The following is a 14,594-nucleotide window of genomic DNA, read 5'->3' as shown; positions in this document are numbered from 1 at the left end:
GACTGCCATGCAGGCCTCGGGAACATGCTTGATGATGGAGCTCATTTGAAAAGGCCGGAACCGACGGCAATGGCCATTCATCAAAATAATGATTCCAGTTGAAATCCGATACTGAATTCAAAGGCCGGTTTTAGAAAGGGACATTTCATGAAAATCTTGATTATAGGTGGCGGTGGCAGGGAACATGCGCTGGCCTGGAAAATATCTCAAAGCCCCAGGGTGTCAAAAATTTACTGCGCCCCCGGAAATGCAGGGATCGCCGCTCTGGCCGAGTGCGTCCCCATAGGCGCCGATGATATTGACGGTCTGTTGGCATTTGCCGGGAAAAAACGTATCGACTTGACCATCGTGGGCCCGGAAGCACCGCTTTCAAGGGGTATAGTGGATATATTCGAAGAAAACGGCTTGAAAATTTTCGGGGCTTCCCGGAAAGCGGCCGAAATTGAATCCAGCAAATCCTTTGCCAAAAATCTGATGAATAAGTATGGTATCCCGACTGCCGAAGGACGGACGTTTACGCGTTATGAAGAGGCATATGCCTATATAACCGAGGTGGACTGGCCTGTAGTGGTCAAGGCGGACGGGCTGGCTGCGGGCAAGGGCGTGATCGTCTGCGATACAAAAGAAGAGGCCATTGTTGCACTGAATGAGATCATGAAGCATCACGCATTTGGTGATGCCGGTAACAAAGTGGTGATCGAAGAACGTTTAATGGGTGAAGAAGCCTCGTTTCTGGCGTTTACCGATGGGAAAACCGTTTTGGCCCTTCCGTCATCTCAGGATCATAAACCGGCATTTGATGATGATCTGGGCCCCAATACCGGCGGAATGGGGGCCTATTCTCCGGCACCGGTTGTCGATGCCTACATGCATAAAATCGTCATGAACGAAGTGATGATTCCGACGGTGAGGGCCATGGCTGCCGAAGGTCGCCCCTATAAGGGCGTACTATATGCCGGTTTGATGATCCATAACGACCGGTTGAAGGTCCTGGAATTTAACGGCCGGTTTGGAGATCCGGAGGCACAACCCCTGCTGATGCGGATGAAAACCGATCTGGTACCGGTCATGGAAGCCGTCATTGAAGAGCGGCTGGATCAGTGCACGCTTGAGATTGATGATCGTGCCTCTGTGTGCGTGGTCATGGCATCGGAGGGATATCCCGGTTCCTATCCGAAAGGGATTCGGATTTCGGGACTTGATAAGGCCGCGCAGTTGAAAGATGTTGTTGTTTTTCATGCAGGTACCGATTCAAAGGATGGTTCGATTGTAACCAGCGGCGGTCGGGTCCTGGGCGTGACCGCCCTGGGCGATACCATAGCGATGGCGATTGACCGGGCCTATGAGGCGGTAGCCGATATCCGCTGGGAAAATGTCCATTACCGGAATGATATCGGGAAAAAAGCATTGCGGCGCCTTGAAACAGCCCCGCAGGTGGGTATCGTCATGGGCAGTGACTCGGATCTGGACATTATGGAAGAGGCTGCGGGAATATTAAAACGATTCGCAATTCCCTATTCAATGACAATTGCCTCGGCGCACAGAAGTCCTGAAAAGGCCATGACGTTTGCCTCTGGTGCGCGAAAACGCGGTATGAAGGTGATTATCGCAGGCGCCGGCCATGCGGCTCATCTTGCCGGTGTGATGGCGGCAAAGACGACGCTGCCGGTTATCGGCGTTCCCATTGATTCGTCATGCCTGAACGGGATGGATTCGCTTTTGTCCACGGTTCAGATGCCCCCGGGAATCCCGGTGGCCACGGTTTCCATCGGCAGGCCGGGTGCCAGAAATGCAGCGCTTCTGGCCGTGCAGATGCTCTCTCTTTCGGATCCCGAGCTTGAGCGTCAGCTGGACGCCTACAAACAGGAAATGGCCGCGGAAGTTGAACGAAAAGATAAAAAACTTAACACCTGCATTTAATGTGAAAGATGTCAATCCCAGGCTGATCCGGCCGGAACTGATCCGGGAGGCAGCCGCCATGATCAAAGATGGCAGGGTCGTTGTGTTCCCGACCACCGGGCTGTACGGCCTGGGGGCAGATGCGTTAAATCCGGAAGCGGTCGATAAGGTCTTTAACATCAAGCTTCGACCGTATCAGAATCCGATACTGGTGCTGATCGAGAAACGATGCGATCTTGACCGGCTGGTTCAGAAGGTGCCGCCAGCTGCCGTCCGGTTGATGGATTATTTCTGGCCCGGCGCGGTTACCATCGTATTCGGGGCTAAAGAAAATCTGCCGGCGAATCTGACCGCCGGAACCGGCAGAATCGGGGTGCGCATGCCCGGACATCCGGTGGCCTTTGAGCTGGTAAAAGCAGTCGGAGGCCCCATCACCGGAACCAGCGCGAATATTTCCGGCCAGCCGGGCTGTTCAGATATTTTGCAGCTGGCCCCGTCTATCGCTGAACGGGTGGACCTGATTCTGGATGCCGGAGCGCTTGCCGGCGGGAAAGGATCTACCGTGATCGATGTCACCGAACACGAGCCCCGGGTTCTGAGAGAAGGTGCCGTATCGGAAAGAGATGTTTTTGTTGTTTTAAACCAAAATCAAACTCAATTATATTGACAACAACCGGAAATTTTGGTTATAGGTTAAAAATTAACGCCGGAGTGGTGGAATTGGTAGACGCAGAGGACTCAAAATCCTCCGCCAGCAATGGTGTGCGAGTTCAAGTCTCGCCTCCGGCACCAGCAAATATAAGGGGTTAGCCGTTCTGGCTAATCCCTTTTTTAGTTATACACAGTCGAGAGCCGAGCTGGCATCACTACAACCGCATTCATGTCATATCTTTTACCACGGAACACACGGAAAATTCAGCGGTGCAGCATTCTTTCGTCCGCTGAGGTGCCTTGGGCAATACAGATTCAGCCAAATATTGTGTATCAGCCAGAAGCTGCTTCGAAAATTACTGGATGGATTGACCTGCCTTTTTCCCATGGGGCCTGTATCAATAATTTTTTGGTATTTTGAACCTTTTTAAGTGCTTCTTCTGGTGAATAACCAAGTGCGGAACGCCATGGAGGTCAAAAATTTCGCTCATATACCCACCGGCTTCTTTTGAATAAAAATATGGGCTTGATCATAACTGCGGCCACTATGTCACGGAGTCTGTCCCGCCCCTTGCCGGCTTCTCCAGCACGATCCGGGGGATGCCGGCCCCATGAATCTAAAGCGCAAAAACTCGGCACGCCTCAAAACGCCTCAAACAGTTTGCGCTTCTTAACGCTTCATGGTCCCGACATCTTTTCCCCGGATCGCGCCATGTCGTACGCCGGCAACGGGCGGGACTTCGAGGCTATGCACAGCAAAATATGGCCGCAGTTATGATCAAGTCCTAAAAAAATATATATATGATAATTTCGCATTAGTCTTTCTCTCCCCAAAACTGATGAATCTGTTCGCTGTTGTAAACGATTAAATATTGATTTAAACTGGCCATAGTGTCCCTGACTGATTCATAGCCTTTGATATATACCCCTCTCTTCGTATTTGACGCTTCGCCAGAGACGTTTGACCATGACGTTGTCAAGTGCTCGGCCCTTGCCGTCCATGCCGAGTGCGATCTTATTATTTTCCAAAATAGACGTAAATTCAGTACGGGTGAACCCGGTTCCCTGATCGGTATTGAATATATCGGGTTTCCCCTGGCATAAGGGCCCCGGAAAAAATAAATCCCACAGAGTCTTGTTTGCCTTTTCGGAGGCTCACATACCCGCTTGTCTGTCCGTCTCCTGCGTTGCATCAAAGAGCACGTACAAACTGAAATAATAAAGTTTTAGTATGGCTGATAAAATTAAACTGGACATCATCTCAGATGTCGTTAGTCCCTGGTGTATTATTGGATTCAAATGTTTGGGAAAAGCCTTCTCCGAAATGGGAATACAAGACATGGCTGAGCTTAAATGACAGCTCTTGGGAACTCAATCCAAATATGCCTGCAGAAGGAGAAGCTATGCCTGATCATTGAGTCGATAAATATGGCACGACTCCGGACGACAATATCCGCACATAGCTGATATGACTGATTTTGGCGTAGAATTTTGATTTAATTCTGAATTTTTGGGTGTGATGTAAATATTAAAGGAGGAATGAATTTATGGCAATTTCTCTTGCATTCGATGTATACGGAACAATGATAGACACCTCAGGGATTGCCACAGCCTTAGAGAGGATCATTGGTGACCCGGCCAGTGCTTTATCGCAGGTCTGGCGTGAAAAACAGCTCGAATACTCATTCAGGCGCGGACTTATGCAGAACTACCAGGACTTTTCGGTCTGTACGGAACAGGCGCTTGACTATGCATGTCTATTATTTGGAATAAAAATTACACTGAACCAAAAAAAGAGCCTTATGGATGGCTATAAAATTTTGCCACCTCATTCTGATGTTGAAGAAGGCTTGTCGAGGTTGAAATCTGCTGGATTCCGGATGTTCGCATTTTCAAATGGTCGCGCAGATGATGTTCATATTTTGCTTAAAAATGCTCATATCGAAGGCTATTTTGAAGGCATCGTCAGCACAGACGATATTAAAAGCTACAAACCAAATCCAGGTGTTTATGCACATTTTCTGCGTCAATCCAAATCAATTGGTTCCGAGGCATGGTTAATTTCAAGTAATCCTTTTGATGTTATCGGGGCGATTTCTGCCGGAATGCGCGCAGCGTGGGTCAAACGGTCCCCCAAAGTCATATTTGACCCGTGGGGGATTGAACCAACGATCACTGTGGGTGGAATAATTGACCTTTATGAATTTCTAAGCCACTCAGGCAATCCGGTCTGACATCAAAACCGAATGTATCTGAAGTTTTGGGATATTGGGTTAGAAGCAAGTGTCCCGCTGCTTTTATCGCCGGCTGCGTCCCGCCCCTTGCCGGCTTCTCCAGCACGATCCGGGGGCTGCCGGAACGATGAAGCTGAAGCGCAAAAGCTCGGCGCGCCTCAAACAGCTTGTGCTTCTTAACGCGTCATAGTTCCAGCATCTTTTCCCCGGATCGCGCAATTTCGTACGCCGGGAACGGGCGGGACTCCGCAGTTGCATTTCAGGGCTATGGCCGAAATTATGATCGAGCCCAATAAAGGGCTTGATCATAACTGCGGCCATAAGGTCGTGAGGAACGTCCCGGCCGTTTCCGGCTTCTCCAGCACGATACGGGGGGATGCTGGTGCCATGAAGCTGAAGCGCAAAAACTCGGCAAGCCTCAAACAGTTTGCGCTTCTTAACGCTTGATGGCCCCGGCATCTTTTCCCCCGATCGCGCCATGTCGTACGCCGGCAACAGCCGGGACTTCGAAACTACACGTAAGAGAATATGGCCGCAGTTATGATCAAGCCCTAAAAGGAAACTATTTGCTTAGGGGACATCTCTCCTGACACAGGGGGTGGCCGCTTTTATGACCAACCCCAAGAAATTGAAATAAGTTCGATTTTGAAAATAACCCCATAGTAACCTCAAAATAAAAAAACCCGGCCCTGATATATTATATCAGGGCCGGGTTTTTGCGGTTTAAACGATACCATTTAAAACCGGCATCCCCTGAATTGTCTGAACGTCATATCCAGAACAACGAGGATTGAAACTCAATATTAATCAGTATTTATTTAAAATTAATACGATTACTCTTTATTCATTCGATCGTTTAAATACAGCACATATTCGATCATGGCCGAATATCCGTTTCGAATGCTTTTAAATGGGGTCTTTTTACCGTTTGAACTGATGGCATTGTTCCCCTTGTTGGCGGTCTGTCTTACTGTCTTACGCATTGCTTGTCTTACGCTCCTGATTGTTTTGATGTTTAAATTTATTTTAATGAGTGTTTATTTACCCATACTTAGAAAATATAATCATTTTTTTCAATATTGCAATTGTTGCTTACATATATTCACCCCGAACGACTCTTTTCGTGGGTCTGAACGTCATATCCAGAAAAACAAGGATTGAAACTCAATATTAATCAGTATTTGTTTAAAATTAATACGGCTACTCTTTATTCATTCGATCGTTTAAATACAGCACATATTCGATCATGGCCGAATATCCGTTTCGAATGCTTTTAAATGGAGTCTTTTTACCGTTTGAACTGATGGCATTGTTCCCCTTGTTGGCGGTCTGTCTTACTGTCTTACGCATTGCTTGTCTTACGCTCCTGATTGTTTTGATGTTTAAATTTATTTTAATGAGTGTTTATTTACCCACATTTTGGAAATATAATCATTTTTTTCAATATTGCAATTGTTGCTTACATATATTTCATCACCGAACGACTCTTTTCGTGGGTCTGAACGTCATATCCAGAAAAACAAGGATCGAAAATTCAGTTTGTGGCTTATATACCTCGGTTAACTCATCGTCAAGACAAAAATTGAGTTTTTTTAGGTGTATTTTTAAGCTGAGAAATAGCCTGCAATAGGAAGAAATTACAAAAGCAGGTTGATTGTGCAATCCATCTATGATCTGCGTATCGAGTGAAGCATCCGCGTACGATAAGTGGAGCGCGGAGCGGCTCACTTATCAGGTGGGGAAGAGTATTATGCAGAACTGGCACGAGCCTGTCGTGTTACGCAACAATTATATACACATGGCATTTGTTCCGATGGCCGAAACTGACCGCATATCCGATTAAAAGACGCCGCATCAGTACAGCAAGTCCGCAAGGGATTTGATGTATCACGTACATCCGGGCAATAAAGCAGTGCTTCGGTAACTGAAAATTTGCGCGTGCCATTAAATTTTTTCTTCGAATCAATTGCTGATCCGGATGTTAGTCGATACTTTCTGAAAGCCGCTTGAGGGAATACATCCCGGAAAGCCCCTTCACGGGTTTTGGTTTTTTTCATTTTTCGATTGAAACAGGTGCCTGAAATTCTGGTAGTGCCGCAAGACAAACTCGCGGGAGCCGATGATACCAGAATCGGTAAAATACCGGGTCCGATAGCAAAAACGGGGCTTGATCATAACTGCGGCCATATTTTGCTGTGCGTAGTCTCTGAGTCCCGCCCATTGCCGGCATCCCCCGGATCGTGCTGGAGAAGTCGGCAATGGGCGGGACGGACCCCGTGACATTGTGGCCGCACTTATGACCAACCCCCATTTTTTCATAATTATCCTTTTTCAGCGTTTAATATCTATCAGGTGCTCTGGCATCCTTTTTCCCGGATTGTGCAATGTCGGATGCCTGGAACGGACGGGACTTCGAAATTACACGTAAGAGAATATGACCGCAGTTATGATCAAACCCGATTTTTCTTAAATGGAACATACCGGAATTTATTTTTTTTTTTTAAATCTGTGAAAATCTGTGGACAAGATTTTTAATCTGCACTCATGGTTGCGGTTTTCTCATAAGGTTTTTAAGGTGATGGTAACTGCAAAGCCTTTGGGCTTCAGGTTGCGGGCAGAGACCGTTCCCTGGCAGGTTTCAACGCAGGTTTTCACGATTGCCAGTCCAAGGCCGACACCACCGGAATTCCGATCTCGGGAAGGTTCGGGGCGGAAGAAAGGCTCGAAAAGTTGATCAAGCAGATCTTCGGCAACACCGGGGCCGGTGTCCCTCACCTCTATTGCGATCTCATCTTTGTTCTTTTCGGCGGAAATATAAATCGCTCCGGCATCTCCGGCATATTTGACGGCATTTCTTATAAGATTGGCAAGTGCCCGGGTCAACAGCTCGGCGGATGCAACAACGCGGATTTCGGGATCTACGTTTGCGATGATTTTAACCTCCGGCAGGTTCTCCCGCTTTACCGCCTCTTGAACCACAGGAAGCAGATCGATTGATTCCAGCAGGATCGTTCTCGTTTTCATTTCTGCCCGCGAAAAGGCGAGCAGCTCGTTGACCAGTTTGGACATGTGGTCAACATCCTCCATTACCTCAACCACCCGCTGTCGGTTATCCCCCTGCACGCGCTGTTCCAGTGCACCGAGGCCGAATTGAATCCGGGCGATGGGAGAGCCCAGTTCATGGGCTACATCGCCTAAAAATCGTTTCTGGCCCTTCACGAAATCGGACAACCGTGAGGTCATGTGGTTTATCGCTTTTGCCAGACGTCCGATTTCATCGCCCCGGGGTTCGTGGATAGCCACATCAAAGCGTCCTTTGGCAATTTCTTCGGTTGCGCGGGTCATGCGGGTCAGGGGCCGAGTGATGTTTTTGACCATCGGAATCCAAAACAGAACCGAAATCAGTATCACCGTTCCTGCGACGATCATCCAGGGAAGGGGGTCGAAAAAAAAACCATTTCCCGTTATGGAATCTGAAACAGCCAACAGCAGTGCCGGGGCAGGATGGCGCAATGGACCAGGTGACACCGGAATGCCAATTCCTGTCCAGTAACGGGTCGGATGCTTTGTCCGCATCGTCAAACGGGGCCTTTGATCAAGCTCAACGGCGCGTAAGGGTGGATTTTTCTTGGTGATTTTTTTTAGAAATTCATCGTCACCATCAACCTTGTGCTGTTTCAGATGCCTTGGAGGATCGTCGATCAAAGAGGGCGGGGGAAACCGGCCAGGGTGAGGGGAGCGTTGCAAAGCGCCCGTCACTCTTGCAGTTATTTCTTCAGGCAGCTGCATATCTTTTGAAAAGAAGCGGGAACCATCTTCAAGAATAAGCGCAAAATCCACCTGGTGGATCTGTGAATGCCTGGCAAGTATATCCGGCCAGTTCGCCGGCAGCGTCTGGTTCAGATCATGGGAAATCAACATTCCGGCGGTGCGCAGGCGATTGGAGCCCTGTTTTCCGAAAATCGCATGCAGATCCACCTGGGGCTGGAAGGCAAAAAATAACGATAGGGCCGCGATTACCAGAATCAGGTTTAAAAAGAACCAGGACAGAATTTTTGCAAATAAAGAGGACACTGGTTTCATGATTTCTCATCTCCCGGATAATTGAACATATATCCGGCGGTCCGAACCGTCTGGATGAATCCGGGCTTGCGGGGATCTTCTCCAAGCTTGCGTCGCAACGAGGAGATGTGGACATCGATGGAGCGGTCAAAAACATCGTAGCTCCTGCCGGCCACGGCATCCAGGAGCTGATCCCGGGTCAGAACCCGGCCGGGGGATCTGGCCAGGCTGGTCAACAGATCGTATTCAACCGGCGTCAAGTTCAGTGGGGTTGTCCCTAAACGGGCCGTTCGGGAGCCAGGGTCGATTTTTAGCTCCCCGAATATCAAGCTTTTATCCGCTGGCGCTGTCTCAGCCTGATGTCCGGATGTGGTATGGCGGCGGGTAACGGCGCGAAGGCGTGCTAAAAGTTCACGTGAGGAGAAGGTTTTGGGAAGATAATCATCTGCCCCCATCTCAAGGCCTACGATTCTGTCGGTTTCTTCACCCAGCGCACTGAGCATCAGAACCGGTATGTTTGATTCTCTGCGCAACCGTTTTAAAACCTCAAATCCGTCCATACCGGGCATCATAACATCGAGAATCACCGCTTGATAGTCACCGGCCTGGATCATTTCCAGCCCCCGGGCTCCCGTGTGGGCCGCCTCTACATCGTAGCCCATGGGCTCCAGATAGTCTGCCACAAGCCGACACAGCTTTTGGTCATCATCAATGATTAATATTTTCAGTTTTGTCAGTAAAGTGTCCGGATGCGTCATGATTATCCCCGCTTTATTTATTCAACTCAATGATCTCAATTATTTACAGCATTTATAACACCAAGGCAATCCACTTTACAAACTCTTTACAATTTTGTCCCTGAACCACAAACTTTCTTTACATTCGTCGGCTATTTTAATTTTAAATCCGAAGCTATACGGATGAAAATGTGGCCGAAGATATGATCAAGCCCGAAAAATATTATGGTGACAACAGAAAAGAAAAATCAGGGGTGGGTTCGTTTGAGAAATAGCAGGATGGAAATCAGAAACGAAAATACTTTAAGGTGCGCTGAGCCGTCGATTGGGCGGTCGTGGGCCCGGGTGGTGCTGATAGTTATGATGGTGGCGTTGGCCTCGGGTTGCAGCCCGGTGATTCATTCGCTCAAGACACCGGTTGCGGTTCCGGAACAGTTCTCCGAATCCGGCACTTCGCCGTTGTCTGACAAGTGGTGGAAATCCTTTGATGATCCGGTGCTGAGCGGGCTCATCGATCAAGCGTTGATAAATAACTTCGATCTTAAGACTGCCTGGGATCGCCTCCGTCAGGCCCAGGCCCTGGCGCGCAGTGCCGGGGCGGATCTTTTCCCGTCGCTCGATGTCGAGGTCGAGAACTCGCGAAACCGTTTCCGCGAATACGGCGAGACAGATGAAGGCCACAGCTATTCCCTGGGGCTTGCCGCCAGTTACGAGCTGGACCTGTGGGGACGGATCCAATCCAGTCGCGATGCTGCCGCATTTGAAGCACAAGCCAACGCGCAGGACCTCCGGGCAGCGGCCCTGACCCTCTCAGCCCAGGTAGCCGGTACCTGGTATCAGTTGGTCGAACAGTACGGGCAACTGGAACTGCTGGATGCGCAGATTGTTACCAATGAAAAGGTTCTCGAGCTGGTGACGTTGCAGTTCCACACCGGCCAGGTCGGCATCGCCGATATGCTGCAACAGCGGCAACTGGTAGAGGCCAACCAGGGAGAAAAAGCCCAGGCGCTGGCCCAGGCCACGGTTTTGGAGCACCAATTGGCAATCCTGCTCGGATATCCGCCCCGGCAGAAAGTGGCGCCGCAGGTTGCAGCGTTGATAAACCTGCCGCCAATGCCACAATCGGGTCTGCCTTCCGAATTGATACAACGCCGTCCGGATATCCGCAGCGCTTATTTTAGTGTTCTGGCGGCTGACAGCGACCTGGCTGCGGCCATTGCCGACCGCTTTCCCACGCTGAGCCTCACCGCCGGGGTAGACACCTCGGGTGTGCACACCCGGGATCTGTTTGACAACTGGCTGGCAACGCTGGCCGCCAATCTGGTGTCCCCGATTATCGATGGGGGCTTGCGCAAGGCCGAGGTCGACCGGACCCGTGCCGTCGCCGCCGAAGCGCTGCATACCTACGGCCAAACCATTCTCGATGCTCTGGGAGAGGTGGAGGACGCTCTGGTTCAGGAACAGCGCCGGCGCGATCTCATCGCCAGCATCGACAAGCAGCTGACGCTGGCCGGTCAGGTTATTGAGCGGGTGCAGGACAGATATCTCCAGGGGACGGTGGAGTACCAGCGGGTGCTTGATGCGCTGCTCTCCCGGCAGACCCTTCAGCGGAGCCTTTTGACCGCCAAACGGGATCTGGTGCAGGATCGTATCGATCTGTGCCGGGCTCTCGGTACGGGGTGGGCGCTGGAGCGGCCGGAACAGAATTAGTCCAACGCTTATACAACTATAGATAAATAACGCCCGTTCACTTGACGGAAGAACGTCCGAGTAAAGAGAAAAGGCAAAAGGTGAAACAGATGCTGTCAGAACAAGAAATATTAATTCCCAATAATCATAAAATACCCGGGGCGGGGACTGAAAGCCGCCGCCAGCGGCGCTGGAAAAACATTGTTTTCCGTGGTCTGCTGCCGCTGGTGGTAATCGCCGCATCCGTGGCCGTCTCCCTCTGGCTGATGGAAACCGGGCCTCAGGCAAAATCGGGACCCCGGACGCGAAACGCGACCCTGGTGTCAATCAGGACTGTGGATTACGGTCCCCAGCAGACGGTTATTTCCGGCATGGGGACCGTTGCCGCCGCCTGCAGTGTTGAATTGAAGCCGCAGGTTAATGGCGAGATCATCGAATTGAACGGTAATCTGGTGCCCGGCGGCCATTTTCGTAAGGACGAGATGCTGCTCAAGATCGATCCCACCGACTACCGTCTGACCGTGCGGGAACTTGCCACCGATGTGGCCAAAGTCGAGTCAGACCTGCAGTTGGAGCAGGGCAATCAGCTTATCGCTCAAAAAGAATACAACCTGTTGGGTGAAACAGTCAGCGACCAGGAAAGGGCTTTGATGCTGCGCCGGCCACAGTTGGAAAATCTGCGGGCCACCCTGGAAGCGGCCCGGGCAAAGCTTGATCAGGCCCGGGTTAATCTTGCACGCACCGAGATCAAGGCCCCGTTCAATGCCGTGGTCCAGTCACGAGAGGTAAATCAGGGTACCCGGGTTAGCGAATCCACCGTACTGGCTACCCTGGTCGGCACCGATGCCTACTGGGTGGAAGTATCGGTGACGGTGAGTCAATTGCGCTGGATCCGCATTCCGCAAACCGAGAAGGATCCGGGGTCGCTGGTAAAAATTTATGACTCGGCTGCCTGGGGCGACGGGGTCTATCGGCAAGGCCGGGTGATTCGGCTGGAAGCGGGCCTGGAGGAGCAGGGGCGTATGGCGCGACTGCTGGTCCAGGTGGAAGATCCCCTGAGTCTGCAGGCAGATAGTGCGGGCCAGCCCCGCATGTTGATCGGCGCTTACGTACGGGTGGAGATTCAGGGTCAGGCGGTGCCCCTGGCTGCGGCCATCGAGCGTGAGTTCATCCGTAACGGCAGCAGCGTATGGGTCATGGATGCCGAAGGGCGCCTTGCGATCCGCCCGGTTAAGATCGCCTTTCGGGGAATGGATCGATTATTGATCACCGGTGGCATTGAGCCGGGGGAACGACTGGTCATCACCGACCTGGCCGCGCCTGTGGAAGGGATGTCCCTGCGTACCGCGGATGACACAGCCGGCCGGGCCGCAACAAGGCTTACGGACATACAGGAGGACCGGTCATGAGTGACAGTCGAATTTCGCAAGCCCGTGGTCCTATCTCCTGGATGGTGCATAACCGGGTCACACCGAACCTGCTGATGATTTTCCTGCTGCTGGGCGGACTGTTCATGACCACCCGCATCAAACAGGAAGTTTATCCCGAGTTTGACCTGGACATGGTGACGATCAGCGTCGCCTACTCGGGGGCCAGCCCCGAAGAAGTCGAGCAGGGGATCATCCTGGCCGTGGAGGAGGCCATCCGTGCCATCGACGGGGTCAAAGAACTGACCGCCACTGCTACCGAGGGCAACGGAACGGTCAATGCCGAGCTGGAAGAGGGGGGTGACCAGCAGAAAATCTACCAGGAAATTAAACAGGAGATCGATCGGATCACCACGTTTCCCGAAGATGCCGATGAGCCACAGGTCTCCCTTGCCACTCATCTTCGGGAGGTGCTTGCCATCGATCTTTATGGTGATGTACCGGAAATGGCACTGCGCGGGACGGCTGATCAGGTGCGTGACCGGTTGTTGCAAAATTCGGATATCACCCAGGTCGAGCTGGCCGGGGCTCGGGACTATGAAATTCTGGTTGAAGTGCCTCAGGAGCGTTTGCGGGCTTACGGTCTGACCCTGACCGGGATCGCCCAGACCATTGATAGCGCATCGACCGATATTCCCGGCGGTTCGGTTGATACGGCCGGCGGGGATATCCTGCTGCGGATGAAAGACCGTCGCGACTGGGCCGTTGAGTTTGCCCGGATTCCGATCGTTACCACTGCCGACGGCAGCGTGGTGTATCTGGAAGATATCGCAGATGTGCGTGAAGATTTCGAGGACAGCGACCGGTCCGCCGCTTACGACGGACATCCCTGTATCGGTATTGATGTTTACCGGGTCGGAGACCAGACTCCCATGGGCGTTGCCGGGGCGGTTCGCACAACCATGCGTGAAATCGAGCAGGACCTGCCCGCCGGTATCGAGTGGCACATCAGCCGCGATCAATCCGAGGTCTACCAGCAGCGTCTGGAACTGCTGCTGAAAAACGCCTTCATGGGATTGTCGCTGGTACTCGTGATGCTCGGGATTTTTCTGGAATTCAGGCTGGCCTTCTGGGTCACCATGGGCATCCCCACCGCCTTTCTCGGCAGCCTGCTCTTTTTGCCTGCCATGGGGGTGTCGATCAACATGATCTCCATGTTTGCCTTTATCGTTGCACTGGGGATTGTGGTGGATGATGCCATCGTTGCCGGCGAGAATATCTACGAGTACCAGCAGCAGGGAATGAGCTTTGCGCAGGCTGCAGTTCTCGGGGCCCGGGATGTGGCGGTGCCCATTGCCTTTTCCATTCTGACCAACGTGGTGGCTTTTCTGCCCCTTTTTTTTATTCCCGGGGAAATGGGAAAGGTCTGGAAAGTTATTCCCCTGGTGGTTATTACTGTTTTTCTTATTTCCTGGATCGAATCACTGCTGATTCTGCCGGGCCACCTGGCCCACGTCAAGCGCCGTTTGTCCAGTCAGCGGACCCATCGCCTGCAACGCTGGCAGCAGGGGTTCACCCGGCAGGTGGCCCGTTTCATCGACAGGGCCTACGGCCCCTTTCTGGATCTTTGCATCCGCTGGCGGACCCTGACTGTGGCCCTCGGTCTGGCAGCGCTGATCGTGGTGATCAGCTACGCGCTCAGCGGCCGCATTGGCTTGATCATGATGTCACGGGTCGAGTCGGATACGGCCAAGGTGACTGCCGTTCTCCCTGTGGGAAGTCCTATGGGCAAGGTCGTGGCCGTTCAGGACAGGCTGGCCAACGCCATGGAAGCGGTGGCCACCGAAAACGGGGGCGATCGACTGCTTAAGGGGGTGTCTTCCAGGATCAAAGAAAACCAGGTGGAAGTAAGGGCCTACCTCACTGTTTCCGGGGTCCGCCTTTTGAACACCAGC

10 protein-coding genes, 1 tRNA gene and 1 pseudogene are annotated in these 14,594 nt (G+C 51.7%); 7 read left to right on the top strand and 5 right to left on the bottom strand.

Annotation, left to right across the window (positions count from 1 at the left end; translation table 11 throughout):
- The first annotated feature begins 147 nt into the window (after positions 1–147).
- The 3 genes from purD (at position 148) to PHQ97_05845 (ending at position 2,691) form a co-directional block, all read left to right on the top strand.
- Positions 148–1,920, top strand: coding sequence for a phosphoribosylamine--glycine ligase (gene purD, locus PHQ97_05855; GenBank protein ID MDD4392257.1), 1,773 nt, complete (start codon positions 148–150; stop codon positions 1,918–1,920).
- Positions 1,883–2,566: an L-threonylcarbamoyladenylate synthase gene (locus tag PHQ97_05850; GenBank protein ID MDD4392256.1), complete on the top strand. Its 684-nt coding sequence runs from the start codon at positions 1,883–1,885 to the stop codon at positions 2,564–2,566. Before purD ends, PHQ97_05850 begins: the two co-directional genes overlap by 38 nt.
- Before the next feature lie 38 nt (positions 2,567–2,604).
- A tRNA-Leu gene (locus tag PHQ97_05845) sits at positions 2,605–2,691 on the top strand.
- A gap of 752 nt (positions 2,692–3,443) precedes the next feature.
- Here the strand turns inward: PHQ97_05845 and PHQ97_05840 are convergent.
- Positions 3,444–3,645: pseudogene (locus PHQ97_05840) on the bottom strand (IS3 family transposase).
- Positions 3,646–4,097: 452 nt separating this feature from the next.
- Between PHQ97_05840 and PHQ97_05835 the strand changes: the two are divergent.
- A complete protein-coding gene (locus PHQ97_05835; protein MDD4392255.1) occupies positions 4,098–4,784 on the top strand; it encodes a haloacid dehalogenase type II in 687 nt (228 codons plus the stop codon).
- An 833-nt stretch (positions 4,785–5,617) separates the two neighbouring features.
- Here PHQ97_05835 and PHQ97_05830 read toward each other — a convergent pair.
- The 4 genes from PHQ97_05830 to PHQ97_05815 all read right to left on the bottom strand — a co-directional run bounded on the left by PHQ97_05830 (position 5,618) and on the right by PHQ97_05815 (position 9,604).
- Complete coding sequence (locus PHQ97_05830) at positions 5,618–5,767, bottom strand: hypothetical protein (protein ID MDD4392254.1); 150 nt, start codon at positions 5,765–5,767, stop codon at positions 5,618–5,620.
- A 217-nt stretch (positions 5,768–5,984) separates the two neighbouring features.
- Complete coding sequence (locus PHQ97_05825) at positions 5,985–6,134, bottom strand: hypothetical protein (protein MDD4392253.1); 150 nt, start codon at positions 6,132–6,134, stop codon at positions 5,985–5,987.
- 1,209 nt (positions 6,135–7,343) lie between these two features.
- Positions 7,344–8,867: a HAMP domain-containing sensor histidine kinase gene (locus PHQ97_05820; protein MDD4392252.1), complete on the bottom strand. Its 1,524-nt coding sequence runs from the start codon at positions 8,865–8,867 to the stop codon at positions 7,344–7,346.
- A complete protein-coding gene (locus PHQ97_05815) occupies positions 8,864–9,604 on the bottom strand; it encodes a response regulator transcription factor (protein ID MDD4392251.1) in 741 nt (246 codons plus the stop codon). Before PHQ97_05815 ends, PHQ97_05820 begins: the two co-directional genes overlap by 4 nt.
- A gap of 339 nt (positions 9,605–9,943) precedes the next feature.
- On the opposite strand from PHQ97_05815, the gene PHQ97_05810 reads away from it, so the two are divergent.
- From PHQ97_05810 to PHQ97_05800, 3 genes are all read left to right on the top strand, one after another.
- The gene (locus PHQ97_05810; protein ID MDD4392250.1) at positions 9,944–11,293 is read left to right on the top strand and encodes an efflux transporter outer membrane subunit; all 1,350 of its coding nucleotides are present in this window, start codon (positions 9,944–9,946) and stop codon (positions 11,291–11,293) included.
- An 89-nt stretch (positions 11,294–11,382) separates the two neighbouring features.
- Positions 11,383–12,681, top strand: a complete 1,299-nt coding sequence (locus PHQ97_05805) for an efflux RND transporter periplasmic adaptor subunit (protein MDD4392249.1) — start codon at positions 11,383–11,385, stop codon at positions 12,679–12,681.
- The coding region (locus tag PHQ97_05800) for an efflux RND transporter permease subunit (protein MDD4392248.1) at positions 12,678–14,594 on the top strand (1,917 nt) is incomplete at its 3' end. The genes PHQ97_05805 and PHQ97_05800, both read left to right, overlap by 4 nt.

This window comes from Desulfobacterales bacterium (genome assembly GCA_028704555.1).
In the GTDB taxonomy this organism is placed as follows: Bacteria; Desulfobacterota; Desulfobacteria; order Desulfobacterales; family JAQWFD01; genus JAQWFD01.
This window is presented reverse-complemented; position numbering and strand designations above follow the sequence as displayed.

What these genes read in the sequence shown, in the direction of transcription:
- PHQ97_05810 (MDD4392250.1), top strand. Translation starts at nt 9,944, where the DNA reads ATGATGGTGGCGTTGGCCTCGGGTTGCAGCCCGGTGATTCATTCGCTC.
- PHQ97_05805 (MDD4392249.1), top strand. Translation starts at nt 11,383, where the DNA reads ATGCTGTCAGAACAAGAAATATTAATTCCCAATAATCATAAAATACCC.
- PHQ97_05830 (MDD4392254.1), bottom strand. Translation starts at nt 5,767, where the DNA reads ATGCGTAAGACAGTAAGACAGACCGCCAACAAGGGGAACAATGCCATC.
- PHQ97_05825 (MDD4392253.1), bottom strand. Translation starts at nt 6,134, where the DNA reads ATGCGTAAGACAGTAAGACAGACCGCCAACAAGGGGAACAATGCCATC.
- PHQ97_05835 (MDD4392255.1), top strand. Translation starts at nt 4,098, where the DNA reads ATGGCAATTTCTCTTGCATTCGATGTATACGGAACAATGATAGACACC.
- PHQ97_05815 (MDD4392251.1), bottom strand. Translation starts at nt 9,604, where the DNA reads ATGACGCATCCGGACACTTTACTGACAAAACTGAAAATATTAATCATT.
- purD (MDD4392257.1), top strand. Translation starts at nt 148, where the DNA reads ATGAAAATCTTGATTATAGGTGGCGGTGGCAGGGAACATGCGCTGGCC.
- PHQ97_05820 (MDD4392252.1), bottom strand. Translation starts at nt 8,867, where the DNA reads ATGAAACCAGTGTCCTCTTTATTTGCAAAAATTCTGTCCTGGTTCTTT.